The sequence below is a fragment of the Streptomyces sp. NPDC006385 genome (assembly GCF_040612485.1).
Classification (GTDB): domain Bacteria; phylum Actinomycetota; class Actinomycetes; order Streptomycetales; family Streptomycetaceae; genus Streptomyces.
The window spans coordinates 1-16,884 of sequence record NZ_JBEXQG010000011.1 but is presented as its reverse complement, the minus strand read 5'-3'; the positions used below and the strand labels follow the sequence as shown (position 1 = coordinate 16,884).

The 16,884-nt window shown below is 69.8% G+C and carries 11 protein-coding genes; 6 read left to right on the top strand and 5 right to left on the bottom strand.

What is annotated here, in order from left to right; all coding sequences use genetic code 11:
• Positions 1–10: 10 nt before the first annotated feature.
• The 3 genes from glpK to ABZ078_RS11245 form a co-directional block, all read right to left on the bottom strand.
• Complete coding sequence (gene glpK, locus ABZ078_RS11255) at positions 11–1,552, bottom strand: glycerol kinase GlpK (RefSeq protein ID WP_356573957.1); 1,542 nt, start codon at positions 1,550–1,552, stop codon at positions 11–13.
• Between the two features lie 98 nt (positions 1,553–1,650).
• Complete coding sequence (locus ABZ078_RS11250; protein WP_356573955.1) at positions 1,651–2,445, bottom strand: MIP/aquaporin family protein; 795 nt, start codon at positions 2,443–2,445, stop codon at positions 1,651–1,653.
• A 318-nt stretch (positions 2,446–2,763) separates the two neighbouring features.
• The gene (locus ABZ078_RS11245; RefSeq protein ID WP_356573953.1) at positions 2,764–3,528 is read right to left on the bottom strand and encodes an IclR family transcriptional regulator; all 765 of its coding nucleotides are present in this window, start codon (positions 3,526–3,528) and stop codon (positions 2,764–2,766) included.
• 297 nt (positions 3,529–3,825) lie between these two features.
• Between ABZ078_RS11245 and metH the strand changes: the two genes are divergently transcribed.
• The 4 genes from metH (at position 3,826) to ABZ078_RS11225 (ending at position 11,934) form a co-directional block, all read left to right on the top strand.
• Positions 3,826–7,344 (top strand): methionine synthase, encoded by a 3,519-nt coding sequence (metH, locus tag ABZ078_RS11240; protein WP_356573952.1) that lies wholly within the window; start codon positions 3,826–3,828, stop codon positions 7,342–7,344.
• A 185-nt stretch (positions 7,345–7,529) separates the two neighbouring features.
• Positions 7,530–8,225 (top strand): HAD family phosphatase, encoded by a 696-nt coding sequence (locus ABZ078_RS11235; protein ID WP_356573950.1) that lies wholly within the window; start codon positions 7,530–7,532, stop codon positions 8,223–8,225.
• A gap of 424 nt (positions 8,226–8,649) precedes the next feature.
• Positions 8,650–10,254: an ABC transporter substrate-binding protein gene (locus ABZ078_RS11230; protein WP_356573948.1), complete on the top strand. Its 1,605-nt coding sequence runs from the start codon at positions 8,650–8,652 to the stop codon at positions 10,252–10,254.
• Positions 10,255–10,353: 99 nt separating this feature from the next.
• Positions 10,354–11,934: an ABC transporter substrate-binding protein gene (locus ABZ078_RS11225; RefSeq protein ID WP_356573946.1), complete on the top strand. Its 1,581-nt coding sequence runs from the start codon at positions 10,354–10,356 to the stop codon at positions 11,932–11,934.
• 90 nt (positions 11,935–12,024) lie between these two features.
• Here ABZ078_RS11225 and ABZ078_RS11220 read toward each other — a convergent pair whose 3' ends face one another.
• Both ABZ078_RS11220 and ABZ078_RS11215 read right to left on the bottom strand, forming a co-directional pair.
• Entirely contained in the window at positions 12,025–12,699 is a 675-nt protein-coding gene (locus ABZ078_RS11220; protein ID WP_356573944.1) for a response regulator transcription factor, read from the bottom strand.
• 14 nt (positions 12,700–12,713) lie between these two features.
• A complete protein-coding gene (locus tag ABZ078_RS11215; protein ID WP_356573942.1) occupies positions 12,714–13,727 on the bottom strand; it encodes a RecB family exonuclease in 1,014 nt (337 codons plus the stop codon).
• A gap of 173 nt (positions 13,728–13,900) precedes the next feature.
• Here ABZ078_RS11215 and ABZ078_RS11210 point away from each other — a divergent pair, with 173 nt between their 5' ends.
• Positions 13,901–15,781 carry a site-2 protease family protein gene (locus ABZ078_RS11210; protein WP_356573940.1) on the top strand — a complete coding sequence of 627 codons (1,881 nt, stop codon included), beginning with the start codon at positions 13,901–13,903 and terminating at the stop codon, positions 15,779–15,781.
• Between the two features lie 59 nt (positions 15,782–15,840).
• Positions 15,841–16,743 (top strand): tRNA (adenine-N1)-methyltransferase, encoded by a 903-nt coding sequence (locus ABZ078_RS11205; RefSeq protein ID WP_356573938.1) that lies wholly within the window; start codon positions 15,841–15,843, stop codon positions 16,741–16,743.
• The last annotated feature ends 141 nt before the right edge of the window (positions 16,744–16,884 follow it).

The following is a 16,884-nucleotide window of genomic DNA, read 5'->3' as shown; positions in this document are numbered from 1 at the left end:
TCGGCTGTCGTCAGTTCTCGTCGTCCTCGAGCCAGCCCATGGTCCGCTCGACGGCCTTGAGCCAGTTCTTGTACTCACGGTCGCGGGTCTCCGCGTCCATGCGGGGGGTCCACTCGGCGGCCCGGCGCCAGTTGGCGCGCAGGTCGTCGGTGCTGTTCCAGAAGCCGACGGCGAGACCGGCGGCGTAGGCGGCGCCCAGGCAGGTGGTCTCGGCGACCATCGGGCGCACCACGGGGGCGTCCAGGACGTCCGAGAGCGTCTGCATCAGCAGGTTGTTGGCGGTCATGCCGCCGTCGACCTTGAGGGTCACCAGCTCGACGCCGGAGTCCTTGACCATGGCGTCGGCGATCTCACGCGTCTGCCAGGCGGTGGCCTCCAGGACGGCACGCGCCATGTGCGCCTTGGTCACGTACCGGGTCAGACCGGCGATCACACCGCGGGCGTCGGAGCGCCAGTGCGGGGCGAACAGACCGGAGAAGGCGGGCACGAAGTAGGCGCCGCCGTTGTCCTCGACCGAGAGCGCCAGCGTCTCGATCTCGGCGGCGGTGGAGATCAGGCCCATCTGGTCGCGCATCCACTGCACCAGGGAGCCGGTGACGGCGATCGAGCCCTCCAGGGCGTACACCGTGTCCTGGTCGCCGATCTTGTACCCGACGGTGGTCAGCAGACCGGCGTAGGAGTTGATGATCTTGTCGCCGGTGTTCATCACCATGAAGGTGCCGGTGCCGTACGTCGACTTGGTCTCGCCCTCGGCGAAACAGGTCTGGCCGAACAGGGCCGCCTGCTGGTCACCGAGCGCGGAGGCGACCGGGATGCCGCCGAGCAGGTCGCCCAGCTTGCCGCCGGTGATCTCGCCGTAGACCTCGGCGGAGGAACGGATCTCGGGGAGGATCCGCAGCGGCACGCCGATCGACTCGGCGATCTTCTCGTCCCACTCCATGGTGTGGAGGTTCATCAGCATGGTGCGGGAGGCGTTGGTGACGTCCGTGACGTGCTTGCCGCCGTCGACACCGCCGGTCAGGTTCCAGATGACCCAGGTGTCCATGGTGCCGAAGAGGATGTCGCCGGCCTCGGCGCGCTCCTTCAGCCCCTCGACGTTGTCCAGCAGCCAGCGGGCCTTGGGGCCGGCGAAGTAGGAGGCGAGGGGAAGGCCGGTCTCGCGGCGGAAGCGGTCCTGGCCGACGTTGCGGCCGAGCTCCTTGCACAGGGCGTCGGTGCGGGTGTCCTGCCAGACGATGGCGTTGTGGACGGGCTCACCGGTGTTCTTGTCCCACAGCACGGTGGTCTCGCGCTGGTTGGTGATGCCGATGGCCTTGATGTCGTCACGGGTGATGCCGGCCTTCTCGATGGCTCCGGCGACGACCTCCTGGACGTTGGTCCAGATCTCGGTGGCGTCGTGCTCGACCCAGCCCGGCTTCGGGAAGATCTGCTCGTGCTCCTTCTGGTCGACGGAGACGATACGGCCGTCGCGGTCGAAGACGATGCAGCGGCTGGAGGTGGTGCCCTGGTCGATGGCTGCGATGAAGGGGCCGGCGGTGTGCGCGTCGGTCACTGTGTGCTCCTGGAAAGTTCCGTGGTTATGGGGCTTTACGTACGGCGTGCGCTGAGAGTTTCGGTGCTTCTCACTCGAATGGGTGAAGCTCGGTTCTCCTAGGCGAATGCCACGTTGTAGATGCCTGCGGCGATCGCACCGCCGATGAGCGGACCGACCACCGGGATCCAGGCGTAGCCCCAGTCGGAGCCGCCCTTGTTGGGCAGGGGCAGGAGGGCGTGCACGATGCGCGGACCGAGGTCACGGGCCGGGTTGATCGCGTATCCGGTCGGACCGCCGAGGGACAGACCGATCGAGACGACGACGAGCGCCACGATCAGCGCGCCCAGCGGGCCGAGGCCGTCGCCGTTGTTGTTCAGGCCCTGCGTGAGGATGGCGAGTACCAGCACGACGGTGCCGATGATCTCGGTGGCGAGGTTCTGCGCCACGTTCCGGATCTCGGGACCGGTGGAGAAGATGCCCAGAACGGGGCCGGCACCCTTCTCCTGGGCCTCGACGGCCTTGGTCGCCGTGGCCTGCGCGCCCGGACCGCCGACGATCTCCTTGTCGGTGAGGTGGGCCTGGAACTGGCCGTAGTAGGCGACCCAGACCAGGGCCGCACCGATCATGGCGCCCAGGAACTGTCCGGCGAGGTACGTCGGAACGTCGCTCCAGTCGTTGTCCTTGATCGCGAGGGCGACCGTCACGGCCGGGTTCAGGTGGGCACCGGACAGCGGCGCCGAGGTGTAGACCGCCGTGAGCACCGCGAAGCCCCACCCGAAGGTGATGGCGAGCCAGCCGGCGTTGCGGGCCTTGGAGGCCTTCAGCGTGACGGCGGCGCAGACGCCACCGCCGAGCAGGATGAGTATGGCGGTACCGATGGTCTCGCCGATGAAGATGTCGGAGCTGGACACCCGCGACTCCTTTGTCCTTCGTCCAGGGGAAGCCGAACCCCGGGTCCCTCCGGTGGTTCGCGTTGCCCTCGGGGTGAGAGCGGTGGCGGCCCTTGGCGTTGTCACACTCTAGCGCGTATTGCCGGTAGGTGTTCGACAATGCCGACCGATGGACGGGAGTCTTGCCCCGGCGTCAGGTGTGCGTCAAGAGCTCTGTCGTCGAATGCGCGATCGTTGTCGCTTGTGTTGATTTATCGACTTGGCGATGTCGGGTCGGTCCACGACGAAGGCGGAACGCCGTACGACGTCCCGGCAACCGCTTTCACCCTGTACGGGCCCTCAGAACCGCCCGGCGCCCAGATCCCGCGACACCGCGCGGGCACAGTCCCGCACCGCCGCGATCAGCTCCGGACGCAGCTCGCCGTCCCGGCACAGCCGCTCCACGGCGCCGGTGATGCCGACGGAGCCGACCGGCATGCGGCGCCGGTCGTGGACGGGTGCGGCGACGGACGCGACGCCCTCCCAGGTCTCCTCGACGTCGGCCGCGTAGCCACGCGCGCGTGTCATGTCGAGGATGTGCTCGAAGCCGTCCAGCTCGCACACGGTGCGGTCCGTGAAGGCCTTGCGGTCGGCCTCGATCGCCTCGCTGTGCGCCACGGGGTCGTACGCCGACAGCACCTTGCCCAGCGCCGTGGAGTGCAGCGGCTGCATGGCCCCGATCTCCAGCACCTGCCTGCTGTCGTCGGGCCGGAAGACGTGGTGGACGATCAGCACGCCCTGCTGGTGCAGGACGCCCAGGTAGACGCTCTCCCCGCTGGAACGGGCCAGGTCGTCCGTCCACACCAGCGCGCGCGCCCGCAGCTCGTGCACGTCCAGATAGGTGGTGCCCAGGCGCAGCAGCTCGGCGCCCAGCTGGTAGCGCCCGGAGGTCTCGTCCTGCTCGACGAAGCCCTCGTGCTGGAGGGTGCGCAGGATTCCGTGGGCGGTGCCCTTGGCGAGGCCCAGCGAGGAGGCGATGTCGGACAGGCCGAGCCGCCGCTCGCCGCCCGCGAGGAGCCGCAGCATCGCGGCCGCCCGTTCGAGCGACTGGATGTTCCGTGCCATCGCCGTACTGCCTCCGTCCCCTTCGACCGTCGACACTCGCGACGTCGCTGCCGCCGTTCGGCAATGTCGAACACTACTAGTCGATGCCGACCTCCCGCTAATGATCCGTCGGCATCAGGTGCGCTTGTGCACCTGTCACTCGTATCCGGCGGTCCCTTCGCCCGCATCCTCGTCCCGCCCCGTGGACGCCCTGACCATTCGCGGTCGGTCCCGGCTACTCTGGCGGCGTGCGCCTGCTGTGGACGGCTCCACAAAGGGCGCAAAGCCGACAGCCGTCGCATTCCAGGGAGCCCTTACATGGCCTCGTTGCCACCGACCCCTTCCGCCGACAGCCGGACCCGTGTGTCCGCTCTCCGAGACGCGCTCGCCACCCGTGTGGTGGTCGCCGACGGAGCGATGGGCACCATGTTGCAGGCCCAGGAGCCCACCCTCGAGGACTTCGAGAACCTCGAGGGCTGCAACGAGATCCTCAACGTGACCCGGCCCGACATCGTCCGCTCCGTCCACGAGGCGTACTTCGGGGCGGGCGTGGACTGCGTCGAGACCAACACCTTCGGCGCGAACCACTCCGCCATGGCCGAGTACGACATCGCCGACCGCGTGTACGAGCTGTCCGAGGCCGGCGCCCGTATCGCCCGCGAGACGGCCGACGCCTTCGGCGCCCGAGACGGCCGCCAGCGCTGGGTGCTCGGGTCCATCGGCCCCGGTACGAAGCTGCCGACCCTCGGCCACATCGGCTACGGCACGCTGCGCGACGGTTTCCAGGCGAACGCCGAGGGCCTGCTCGCCGGCGGCGCGGACGCCCTGATCGTGGAGACCACCCAGGACCTCCTCCAGACGAAGTCCTCGATCCTGGGCGCCCGACGCGCCATGGAGGCCACCGGCACCGAGGTGCCGCTGCTGGTCTCGATGGCCTTCGAGACCACCGGCACCATGCTGCTCGGCTCCGAGATCGGCGCCGCGCTGACCGCGCTGGAGCCCCTCGGGATCGACATGATCGGCCTGAACTGCTCGACGGGCCCCGCCGAGATGAGCGAGCACCTGCGCTACCTCGCCCGGCACTCGCGCACCCCGCTGCTGTGCATGCCGAACGCCGGCCTGCCCATCCTCACCAAGGACGGCGCCCACTTCCCGCTCGACCCCGAGGGCCTGGCCGACGCCCAGGAGACCTTCGTACGGGACTACGGGCTGAACCTCATCGGCGGCTGCTGCGGCACGACCCCCGAGCATCTGCGGCAGCTCGTGGAGCGGCTGCGGGGAGCCACGCCCGTGGAGCGCCGGCCGCAGCCCGAGCCGGGCGCCGCCTCCCTCTACCAGACGGTCCCGTTCCGCCAGGACACCTCTTACCTGGCCATCGGCGAGCGCACCAACGCCAACGGCTCGAAGAAGTTCCGCGAGGCCATGCTGGCGGGCCGCTGGGACGACTGCGTGGAGATGGCCCGCGAGCAGATCCGCGAGGGCGCCCACATGCTCGACCTGTGTGTCGACTACGTCGGCCGGGACGGCGTCGCCGACATGGAGGAGCTCGCCGGCCGCTTCGCCACCGCCTCCACGCTGCCGATCGTGCTGGACTCCACCGAGGTCGACGTCATCCAGGCCGGCCTGGAGAAGCTCGGCGGCCGCGCGGTCATCAACTCCGTCAACTACGAGGACGGCGACGGCCCCGAGTCCCGCTTCGCGAAGGTCACCAAGCTCGCCCAGGAGCACGGCGCCGCCCTGATCGCGCTCACCATCGACGAGGAGGGCCAGGCCCGCACCCCGGAGAAGAAGGTCGAGATCGCCGAGCGGCTGATCGAGGACCTGACGACCAACTGGGGCATCCACGAGTCCGACATCCTCATCGACACCCTGACCTTCACCATCTGCACCGGTCAGGAGGAGTCCCGGGGGGACGGCATCGCCACCATCGAGGCGATCCGCGAACTCAAGCGCCGCCACCCCGACGTCCAGACCACCCTGGGCCTGTCGAACATCTCCTTCGGCCTCAACCCGGCCGCCCGCATCCTGCTCAACTCCGTCTTCCTCGACGAATGCGTCAAGGCGGGCCTGGACTCGGCGATCGTGCACGCGTCGAAGATCCTGCCGATCGCCCGCTTCAGCGAGGAAGAGGTGCAGACCGCCCTCGACCTGATCTACGACCGGCGCGGCGAGGGCTACGACCCGCTGCAGAAGCTCATGGCCCTGTTCGAGGGCGCCACCGCCAAGTCGCTGAAGGCGGGCAAGGCCGAGGAACTGGCCGCCCTGCCGCTGGAGGAGCGCCTCAAGCGCCGCATCATCGACGGCGAGCGCAACGGCCTGGAGGCCGACCTCGACGCGGCCCTCCAGGAACGCCCCGCCCTCGACATCGTCAACGAGACCCTCCTGGACGGCATGAAGGTCGTCGGCGAGCTGTTCGGCTCCGGCCAGATGCAGCTGCCGTTCGTGCTCCAGTCCGCCGAGGTGATGAAGGCCGCCGTCGCCTACCTCGAACCGCACATGGAGAAGTCGGACGCCGACGGCAAGGGCACCATCGTGCTGGCCACCGTGCGCGGCGACGTGCACGACATCGGTAAGAACCTCGTGGACATCATCCTGTCCAACAACGGTTACAACGTGGTCAATCTGGGCATCAAGCAGCCTGTCTCGGCGATCCTGGAGGCCGCCGCGGAGCACAAGGCCGACGTCATCGGCATGTCCGGGCTGCTGGTGAAGTCCACGGTGATCATGAAGGAGAACCTGGAGGAGCTCAACCAGCGCGGCCTGGCGGCGAACTACCCCGTCATCCTCGGCGGCGCCGCCCTCACGCGCGCGTACGTCGAGCAGGACCTGCACGAGATCTACGAGGGCGAAGTCCGCTACGCCCGGGACGCGTTCGAGGGCCTGCGCCTGATGGACGCCCTGATCGGCGTCAAGCGGGGCGTGCCCGGCGCGAAGCTGCCCGAGCTCAAGCAGCGCCGGGTGAGGACCGCGGCCACAGCGGCCGTGGTCGACGAGCGCCCCGAGGAGGGCAACGTCCGCTCCGACGTCGCCACCGACAACCCGGTCCCCGAGCCGCCGTTCTGGGGCACCCGCGTCATCAAGGGCATCCAGCTCAAGGAGTACGCCTCCTGGCTCGACGAGGGCGCCCTCTTCAAGGGCCAGTGGGGCCTGAAGGAAGCCCGCACCGGAGACGGTCCGTCGTACCAGGAACTCGTCGAGACCGAGGGCCGTCCGCGGCTGCGCGGTCTGCTCGACCGGCTCCAGACGGAGAACCTGCTCGAAGCGGCCGTGGTCTACGGCTACTTCCCCTGTGTCTCCAAGGACGACGACCTGATCCTCCTGGACGAACACGGCAACGAACGCACCCGCTTCACCTTCCCGCGCCAGCGCCGCGGCCGTCGCCTGTGCCTCGCGGACTTCTTCCGCCCGCAGGAGTCGGGCGAGACGGACGTCGTCGGCCTCCAGGTGGTCACCGTGGGCTCGCGCATCGGTGAGGAGACAGCCCGGCTGTTCGAGTCGAACTCCTACCGCGACTACCTCGAACTGCACGGCCTGTCCGTGCAGCTGGCCGAGGCACTCGCCGAGTACTGGCACGCGCGCGTGCGCTCGGAGCTGGGCTTCGCCGGCGAGGACCCGGCCGCCATCGAGGACATGTTCGACCTGAAGTACCGGGGCGCCCGCTTCTCCCTCGGCTACGGCGCCTGCCCGAACCTCGAGGACCGGTCCAAGATCGCCGACCTGCTCCAGCCGGAGCGCATCGGCGTCCACCTGTCGGAGGAATTCCAGCTGCACCCGGAGCAGTCCACCGACGCGATCGTGATCCACCACCCGGAGGCGAAGTACTTCAACGCCCGCTGACGAATCCGTCCCCGGCGGCATATCGGCGCACGTCAGCGCGTCCCCCGACGGTATACGGGGTGTGCCCCGGACCGCGCCGGATAAACGAAGCGCTTCGGCCGGGACGGACGTACACTGGTCGGTCCACCGCAGGCCGGTTCCTCTCCGGGGAACCGGCCTGATCGTCCCTTCAAGGAGGTACGTGGATGACCAGCACGGTCCCCGCGCCCACAACCCGTACGGCCGAGGGCTCCGCCCTGCAAGCCGTGCTGCTCGACATGGACGGCACCCTGGTGGACACCGAGGGCTTCTGGTGGGACGTCGAGGTCGAGGTCTTCGCCGGTCTCGGCCACATCCTGGACGACTCCTGGCGCCATGTCGTGGTCGGCGGTCCCATGACCCGCAGCGCGGGGTTCCTGATCGAGGCCACTGGCGCCGACATCACCCTCGCCGAGCTCACGGTGCTGCTCAACCAGGGCTTCGAGGACCGCATCGACCGCGCCGTGCCGCTGATGCCGGGAGCCGCCCGGCTGCTGGCCGAGCTGGCCGCCTACGAGATCCCGACGGCCCTCGTCTCCGCCTCGCACCGGCGCATCATCGACCGTGTGCTCACCTCGCTCGGCCCGCAGCACTTCGCGCTGACCGTGGCCGGTGACGAGGTGCCGCGCACCAAGCCGCACCCGGACCCGTACCTGTTCGCCGCGGCCGGTCTCGGCGCGGACCCGGCCAGATGCGCGGTCGTCGAGGACACGGCGACGGGCGTCGCCGCGGCCGAGGCCGCCGGCTGCCATGTGGTGGCGGTGCCGTCGGTGGCGCCGATCACCCCGGCCGCCCGGCGTACGGTGGTGCCTTCGCTGGAAGAGGTCGATCTGGCATTTCTGCGCGGTCTGATGGCGGCATGACAACGGAAAAGCACCCCGATGTTCACCGAGCGTGCAACATCGATAGCGCGAGAATTCCGCAAGGTAATTCGAACGTGCACGATGGTTGAATTCCGATCACCTCCAAGACCGTTCAGTTTGTGACGTTCACCACGTTGCTCGGGCTCAACGGGAGCGCCACCGGGTGCCGCAGGTCCTCCGAGAGGGGCTTCCTGCGCGCCCATGTGTCCCGATTGATGGACCGGTGCACGAATCCTTCCGCTGTCAGTTCTCCGTTGTGTCCGCGTCCGGTTCCGCTCCGTGAGGGGACCTCAACTCCGGTGGCCGCGAACCCTCCTGCGGGCGCGGACTAACCTCGTCGCGAGAACATCGCACTTACCCCGTGATCCGCCGCACCACCCCTGCATGCCGGATACACGGAGTCGACAGCTGGAGAAACCCGAGCATGAACCGCAAGACTTTGGTGCTGCCGGCCGTCATCGGTCTGCTCGCGCCGGTTCTCGCCGCCTGCGGCGGAACCGACAGCGGCAGCGACAGTGGCGACGCGATCGTCGTCGGCACCACGGACGCGTTCACTGCCTCGAAGGACGCTCCCGCGCCCCTCGACCCGGCCTACGCCTACGACGTCGGCACCTGGAACATCCTGCGCCAGACCGTGCAGACCCTGATGATCCAGCCGCGAGGCGAGGGCGACCCCGTCCCCGAGGCCGCCCAGAGCTGCGGCTTCACCGACAGCGGCAACGAGCGCTACGCCTGCACCCTGCGCGAGGGCCTGAAGTTCGCGAACGGCGACCCCGTCACCGCGGCCGACGTGAAGTTCTCCATCGACCGCGCCCGCGCCCTCAAGGCCGACAGCGGCGTCTTCGCCCTGCTGTCCACCATCGACACCGTCGAGACCCAGGGCGAGCGCGAGGTCATCTTCCACCTCAAGACCGCCGACGCCACCTTCCCGTTCAAGCTGTCCACCCCGGTCGCGGGCATCGTCGACCCGGACCTCTACGCCAAGGGCAAGCTGCGCGACGGCTTCGAGGTCGACGGCTCCGGCCCGTACACCCTCCAGGCCGAGGTCAAGAACGACCAGCTCGTCTCCGCCGTGTTCACCAAGAACCCCGACTACAAGGGGAGTCTGGAGGTGAACAACGACAAGGTCGAACTGCGCAACTTCACGGACGCCGACGCCATGGGCGCCGCCCTCGACAAGGGCGAACTCGACCTGATGACCCGCACCATGTCGCCCGAGCAGATCGAGAAGCTCTCGGCCGACTCCGACGACAGCGTCGACCTCGTCGACAAGTCCGGCCTGGAAATCCGCTACCTGGCCTTCAACACCAACGACCCGTCCGTACGCAGCAAGGCGGTCCGCCAGGCGATGGCCCAGGTCATCGACCGCGGCGAACTCGTCTCCAAGGTCTACGGCTCCCAGGCCGAACCGCTGTACTCGCTGGTCCCCGCCAGCCTCACGGGCCATTCCAACGCCTTCTTCAACAAGTACGGCGACCCGAGCGTCAGCAAGGCCAAGTCCCTGCTGGACAAGGCGGGCATCACCACCCCGGTGAAACTGACGCTGCACTACACCACCGACCACTACGGCCCGGCCACGAAGAACGAGTTCGAGCTGCTGCGCAAGCAGCTCAACGACAGCGGCCTGTTCGACGTGAGCATCAAGGGCACACCCTGGGCGACGTTCCGTCCCGCCGAGCAGAAGGGCGAGTACGAGGTCTACGGCATGGGCTGGTTCCCGGACTTCCCGGACGCCGACAACTTCCTCGCGCCCTTCCTCGACAAGGACAACTTCCTCGGCTCGCCGTACGCCAACAGCACGATCCGCAACACCCTCATCCCGGAGTCCCGCCGCGCCGCCGACCGGCTGTCCGCGTCGGGCAGCCTGATGGACATCCAGGACATCGTCGCCAACGACGTGCCCGTGCTGCCGCTGTGGCAGGGCAAGCAGTACGTCGCCGCGGGCGACAACGTCACCGGTACGGCGTATGTGCTCAACTCCTCCTCGACCCTTCAGCTGTGGGAGCTCGGCCGTGGCGTGAGCGGCTGACGTCTCCCCGTGCCCGGCGCCAGGACCAGGGCGCCGGGTCTGGCCCGGGTCCCAGGACGAGACCCGGGTTCCTCACAACCGACGACAAGGCACTCGTAAGTGAACATGCGCAACCAGTGGCCAGTCCTGCCCGTCGTGGCAGGACTGGCCTCCGGCCTGCTGACCGGCTGCGGAACGGAGACGGGCGATTCCGGGGGCTCCGGCACCTCGGTGGTCATGGGGATGTCGGACGACGTCCTGGCCACCGACCCCGCCTCCGGCTACGACCCCGGCTCCTGGCTGTTGTTCAACAACGTCTTCCAGTCGCTGCTCAGCTTCCCCAAGGGCGCCACCGAACCACAGCCCGAGGCCGCCGAGCAGTGCGCCTTCTCCGACACCAAGGCCACGGTCTACAAGTGCACCCTCAAGGACGGCCTGAAGTTCAGCAACGGTGACGCGCTCACCTCAGCGGACGTCAAGTTCTCCTTCGACCGCATGCTGAAGATCGACGACCCCGACGGCCCCGCGGTCATGTTCCCCACCCTCGAGAAGGTGGAGACGCCGGACGACAAGACGGTCGTCTTCCGGCTCAACACCCCCGACGCCACCTTCCCCAGCAAGATCGCCTCCGGCGCCGGCTCCATCGTCGACGAGGACCACTACGACGCGGAGGGCCTGCGCAAGGACGGCGCCGCGGTCGGCTCCGGCCCGTACAAGCTCGACAAGTTCGACGACGGCGAGGCCGTCTTCTCCGTCAACGAGCACTACAAGGGCACCGCCGAGGTCCAGAACGACGGCGTGACGCTGAAGTTCTTCCACGGCGACCAGGACGCCCTGAAGAAGGCGCTGCTCGCGGGCGAGGTCGACATCGCCTACCGCGGCCTCACCGCGGGCGACATCGCCGACATCGAGAAGTCCGGCGGCGACTCGGGCGTCGAGGTCGTCGAGGGCAGCAGCGCCGAGGTCCAGCACCTCGTCTTCAACATGGACGACCCGGTCGCCGGACAACTCGGCGTCCGCAAGGCCATCGCCCACCTCATCGACCGGGACGCCCTCATCGAGGACGTCTACCAGGGCACGGCGACCCCGCTGTACTCGATCATCCCGGCCGGTATCGGCGGCCACAACACGGCCTTCTTCGACACCTACGGCGCCCGCCCCTCCAAGGCCAAGGCCGCCGCCGCGCTGCGGGCCGAGGGCATCAACGGCAAGGTCAAGCTGACCCTGTGGTCCACGCCCTCACGCTACGGCCCCGCCACGGACCAGACCCTGAAGACGATCGCCGAACAGCTCAACGCCAGCGGCCTGTTCGACGCCGATGTGCAGTCCGTCGCGTTCGACCAGTACGAGAAGGACATCGCCGCCGGCAAGTACGGCGTGTACGTGAAGGGCTGGATCCCGGACTACCCGGACGCCGACAACTTCACGGCCCCCTTCTTCGGCAAGGGCAACGTGCTGAGCAACAACTACAGCAACAACTCGATCACCGGCACGCTCATCCCGAGCACCGCCGCCGAGAGCGACCGCTCCGCGACGGACGACGAGTTCGGCCAGCTCCAGGACATCGTGGCCAAGGAACTACCCGTCCTGCCGGTCTGGCAGGCCAAGCAGTACGCGGTCGTCCACGACAACGTCTACGGCCTGGAGTACTGCCTCGACGCCTCCACCGTCTTCCGCTTCTGGGAGCTCAGCAAGGGCTGACGGACGCTCGCACACGCACACAGGGCGCCCCTTCTCGACAAGGGGCGCCCTCTTCGCCGTGACGCGCGCTCCGGCTTGCGGCCCGCCGGCTCACTGCTGTGCGCCGGGGCGCACCAGCCCGCTCTCGTACGCGTACACCGCGGCCTGCACCCGGTCACGCAGCCCCAGCTTGGTCAGGACGTGCCCCACATGCGTCTTGACGGTGGTCTCGCTGACGAACAGATCCGCGGCGATCTCCGCGTTGGACAGACCCCGCGCCACCAGCTTCAGCACCTCCACCTCGCGCTCGGTGAGCGTGTGCAGGGTGTCCGGCACGGGCTCCTCACCGGAGGGCAGATGCGTGGCGTACTTGTCGAGCAGCCGACGCGTGATACTCGGCGCCAGCATCGCCTCACCGGCGGCGACCACGCGAATCGCCTGCACCAGCTCGTTGGCGGGGGCGTCCTTCAGCAGGAAGCCGCTGGCACCCGCCTTCAGTGCCTCCACCACGTACTCGTCGAGATCGAAGGTGGTCAGCACCAGCACCTTCGCCGGGCCGTCCCGCCCGGGCCCGGTGATCTGCCGCGTCGCCTCGACACCGTCCATCCGAGGCATGCGGATGTCCATCAGAACCACATCGGGCTGCAGGGCCCGCACCTGGTCGAGGGCCTGGAGGCCGTCTCCGGCCTCGCCCACGACCGCGAGGTCCTGCTCCGCCTCCAGGATCATCCGGAAGCCGGTGCGCAGCAGGGGCTGGTCGTCGACCAGTAGGACGCGGATGGCCACGTAAGTCTCCTTCGCTAGTCCGGCCCCATTCTGCCCTGCGGACCGCCGCCGGACTCGGCCGCCCTGACCGGCAACGGGTAGGGCGGGGGAGTACCGCCGAATTCCGGGCAGTGCGCCTGGTGGTCGCACCAGCCGCACAGCTTGGTCGGCCTGGGCCGCCAGTTGCCCGTGTCCGTCGCCAGCCGGATCGCGTCCCACAGCGCGAGCAGCTTGCGCTCGACCCGCTCCAGGTCCGCGCGGACGGGGTCGTAGGTCAGCACGTCACCGCTGCCGAGGTAGACGAGCTGGAGCCGGCGCGGGATCACGTTCTTCAGCCGCCACACGACCAGCGCGTAGAACTTCATCTGGAACAGCGCGCCCTCGGCGTACTCGGGCCGGGGCGCCTTGCCCGTCTTGTAGTCGACGATCCGCACCTCACCCGTCGGCGCCACATCGACCCGGTCGATGATGCCGCGCAGCCGCAGCCCCGAATCCAGCTCGGCCTCGACGAACAGCTCGCGCTCGGCGGGCTCCAGCCGGGTCGGATCCTCCAGACCGAACCACCGCTCGACGAGCTGCTCCGCCTCACCCAGCCACGTCGCCAGCCGCTCGCCCTCGGGATCGTCCGCGAACAGCTCCACGACCTCCGGCCTGCTCTCCCGCAGCCGGTCCCACTGACCGGGGATGAGCGCCTTGGCGCGCGGAGCGGTCCGCTCGGCGGCCGGGGCGTCGAAAAGCCGCTCCAGCACCGCGTGCACCAGCGTGCCCTTCGTCGCCGCCGCGCTCGGCTTCTCCGGCAGCCGGTCGATCACCCGGAACCGGTAGAGCAGCGGGCACTGCATGAAGTCACTGGCACGGGAGGGGGACAACGACCTCGGCGGTATCACCACGGGGGCGGCGGCGTCGGCCGCCGGGGCCGCGCCCTCACCGCCCTCGGCCGTCGCCGCCGTACTGTCCGCCCCCACCGGGTACTCGTCCGCCACCGGCTCTGTCACCGGCGCGACATCACTGCCGCAGTCCGCCGCGGCCCCCTCCGTGCTCGTCTCCATGACCACAGACCATACGGCCCGCCACTGACAGTGACCCAACCGCGCCGTTACGGCCGCGGCAGCCGGGGAAACAGAGGGGGTGCCGGGGAGAAAGGCGTCACGACGGCCGCATACCATCGACCCGAGACCCTTCCGCCCGGCAGTGCGGAAGACGCTTCGAACGAGGGGACACCGTGGACGAGAGCGGCAGCGGGCAGCCGCGGTCCGGCGACAAGGAATCGGCCGAGCGCCACGCAACACCTGCGACCCCGGCCGCCGGCCCCACACGCTCCGGCTCGCCCCGACGGGCCACGCCCCCGACACCCCCGGCCGACGAACCCACCATGGTGGTACGGCGGTTGGACCTCACCGGCGACGACGCCGCCGGGGACGCCCCGGCGCACCACGAGGACGGGCACGCGGCGACGGACGAGCGACCGCACCGAACCGACGCCGACGGCCGGAAGGCCGAGACGGCCGACGCGCGGGACCGTGACACCGACGACCCCGAAACCGGCCCGGCGCACGACCCGAACACCCCCCTGCGCGAGGCCGGCAGCCGTCGTACGGCGACCGACCCCGCGCCGGTCGCCGATCGCCCCACACCACCGGGCGACGGCTCGCAGGAAGCCGACGAACCCGCCGAGCCCCCTGCGCCGACCACGGGTGCCACCCCCCACGACGCCGACCGACCCGCACCCACACCCGCCCCCACACCCGGCCCGACCTCGCACGACAGCGCCGCCGAGCGCCCCGAGCCCCCGCGGCCGCAGAGTCCGGACACTCCGGCCGACAGCCACGCGTCCGGCCCCGCCACCGGCCACCGGCCCGCCACTGACCACCAGCCCGCTGCCGACCACCGGCACACCCCCAACACCCACCGGCACACCCCCGGCGGCCAAGGGCAGCCGCCGCGGCCGCCGGAGCCGCGGGGCGGGCTGCTCATGGGACGGCCCTTCGGCGTACCCGTCTACGTCGCGCCCAGCTGGTTCCTCGTAGCCGCCCTCATCACCTGGGTGTTCGGCGGACAGCTCGACCGCGTGCTGCCGGAGCTCGGCGCCGCCCGCTATCTCGTCTCGCTCTTCTTCGCGGTCGCCTTCTACGCCTCCGTCCTCGTCCACGAGCTGGCCCACACCGTCGCCGCCCTCCGCTTCAAGCTGCCCGTACGCCGCATCCAGCTGCAGTTCTTCGGCGGCGTCTCCGAGATCGAGAAGGAGGCCGAGACACCCGGCCGCGAGTTCATCCTCGCCTTCGTCGGCCCGCTGCTCTCCCTCGTCCTCGCCGGCGTCTTCTACGCCGCCATGCAGCCCGTCGAACCCGGCACCGTCCCCGGCGTCCTGCTCGCCGGCCTGATGATCTCCAACCTCATCGTGGCCGCGTTCAACCTGCTCCCCGGCCTGCCCCTGGACGGCGGCCGCATGCTCCGCGCGATCGTCTGGAAGATCACCGGCAAGCCCATGGCCGGCACCGTCGCCGCCGCCTGGGTCGGCCGCGCCCTGGCCGTCTCCGTCCTCGTCGGCCTCCCCTGGCTCACCCAGTCCGGCGCGCTCGGCACCGACGCGGTCGACAACGTCGGCATGGACACCGTCATGGACGCCCTGCTCGCCGCCATCCTCGCCGCGATCATCTGGACCGGCGCCGGCAACAGCCTGCGCATGGCCCGCCTGCGCGAACACCTCCCCGAACTGCGCGCCCGCGCCCTCACCCGCCGTGCCGTCCCCGTCGAGGGCGACACCCCCCTCTCCGAGGCCCTGCGCCGCGCCAACGCCGCCGGAGCCCGGGCCCTCGTCGTCGTCGACGCCGACGGCAACCCCCACTCCCTCGTCCGCGAGGCCGCCATCGTGGGCGTACCGGAACACCGCCGCCCCTGGGTGGCCGTCAGCGGACTCGCCCAGGAGCTCACGGAGGGGATGCGGGTGTCGGCCGAACTGGCGGGAGAGGAACTCCTCGACGCACTCCGGGGCACCCCGGCCACCGAGTACCTGGTCGTCGAGGAGACCGGCGAGATCTACGGCGTCCTGTCCGCGGCCGACGTGGAGCGCGCCTTCGTGAAGGCCATGGCCCGCCCCAGCTGACCGGCCCTCGGCACGCACGCGTGGTCGGCGGCCCCCACAAACCCCGGTAGGCTGGTCACATGTCCGAACCGACCGGTGCCGCCCGCAGGCGCGGGCCCTTCAAGGTCGGGGACCAGGTACAGCTGACCGACCCCAAGGGCCGCCACTACACGTTCACGCTCGAGGCCGGGAAGAACTTCCACACCCACAAGGGTTCCTTCCCGCACGACGAACTGATCGGCGCTCCCGAGGGCAGCGTTGTCCGCACCACCGGGAACGTCGCCTACCTCGCGCTGCGCCCCCTGCTCCCCGACTACGTCCTGTCCATGCCCCGCGGGGCAGCCGTCGTCTACCCGAAGGACGCGGGGCAGATCCTCGCCTTCGCCGACATCTTCCCCGGCGCCCGCGTCGTAGAGGCCGGCGTCGGCTCCGGCTCGCTCAGCAGCTTCCTGCTGCGCGCCATCGGCGACCAGGGCATGCTGCACTCCTACGAGCGCCGCGAGGACTTCGCCGACATCGCCCGGCAGAACGTGGAACGCTACTTCGGCGGCCCCCACCCCGCCTGGCAGCTCACCGTCGGCGACCTCCAGGACAACCTGAGCGACACCGACGTCGACCGCGTCATCCTCGACATGCTCGCCCCCTGGGAGTGCCTGGAAGCCGTCTCCAAGGCGCTCGTCCCCGGCGGCATCGTCTGCTGCTACGTCGCCACCACCACCCAGCTCGCCCGGACCGTCGAGTCCATCCGCGAGATCGGCTGCTTCAACGAGCCGACCGCCTGGGAGACGATGATCCGCAACTGGCACATCGAGGGCCTGGCCGTCCGCCCGGACCACCGGATGATCGGCCACACCGGCTTCCTGCTCACCGCCCGCCGCCTCGCCGACGGAGTCGAGCCGCCCATGCGCCGCCGCCGCCCCGCCAAGGGCGCCTACGGCGAGGACTACGAAGGCCCGAACGCCGACGGAGGCACCGGCCGCTGAGACGGCCTCGTGCCGCGTTCAACGTACGAGCGCCGTGGCCGAGTTCCGGGACTCGATCCGCACGTCCTCGATGTTGACCCCGGCCCGCCCCGCGTCCGCGAAGATCCGGGCCAGCTGCCCCGGCTGGTCGTCGATCAGCAC

Bases quoted from the DNA above. Each gene is read 5' to 3' on its own strand.
- ABZ078_RS11245 (WP_356573953.1), bottom strand. From the start codon at position 3,528: ATGGCACGGAACATCCAGTCGCTCGAACGGGCGGCCGCGATGCTGCGG.
- metH (WP_356573952.1), top strand. From the start codon at position 3,826: ATGGCCTCGTTGCCACCGACCCCTTCCGCCGACAGCCGGACCCGTGTG.
- ABZ078_RS11235 (WP_356573950.1), top strand. From the start codon at position 7,530: ATGACCAGCACGGTCCCCGCGCCCACAACCCGTACGGCCGAGGGCTCC.
- ABZ078_RS11230 (WP_356573948.1), top strand. From the start codon at position 8,650: ATGAACCGCAAGACTTTGGTGCTGCCGGCCGTCATCGGTCTGCTCGCG.
- ABZ078_RS11215 (WP_356573942.1), bottom strand. From the start codon at position 13,727: ATGGAGACGAGCACGGAGGGGGCCGCGGCGGACTGCGGCAGTGATGTC.
- ABZ078_RS11205 (WP_356573938.1), top strand. From the start codon at position 15,841: ATGTCCGAACCGACCGGTGCCGCCCGCAGGCGCGGGCCCTTCAAGGTC.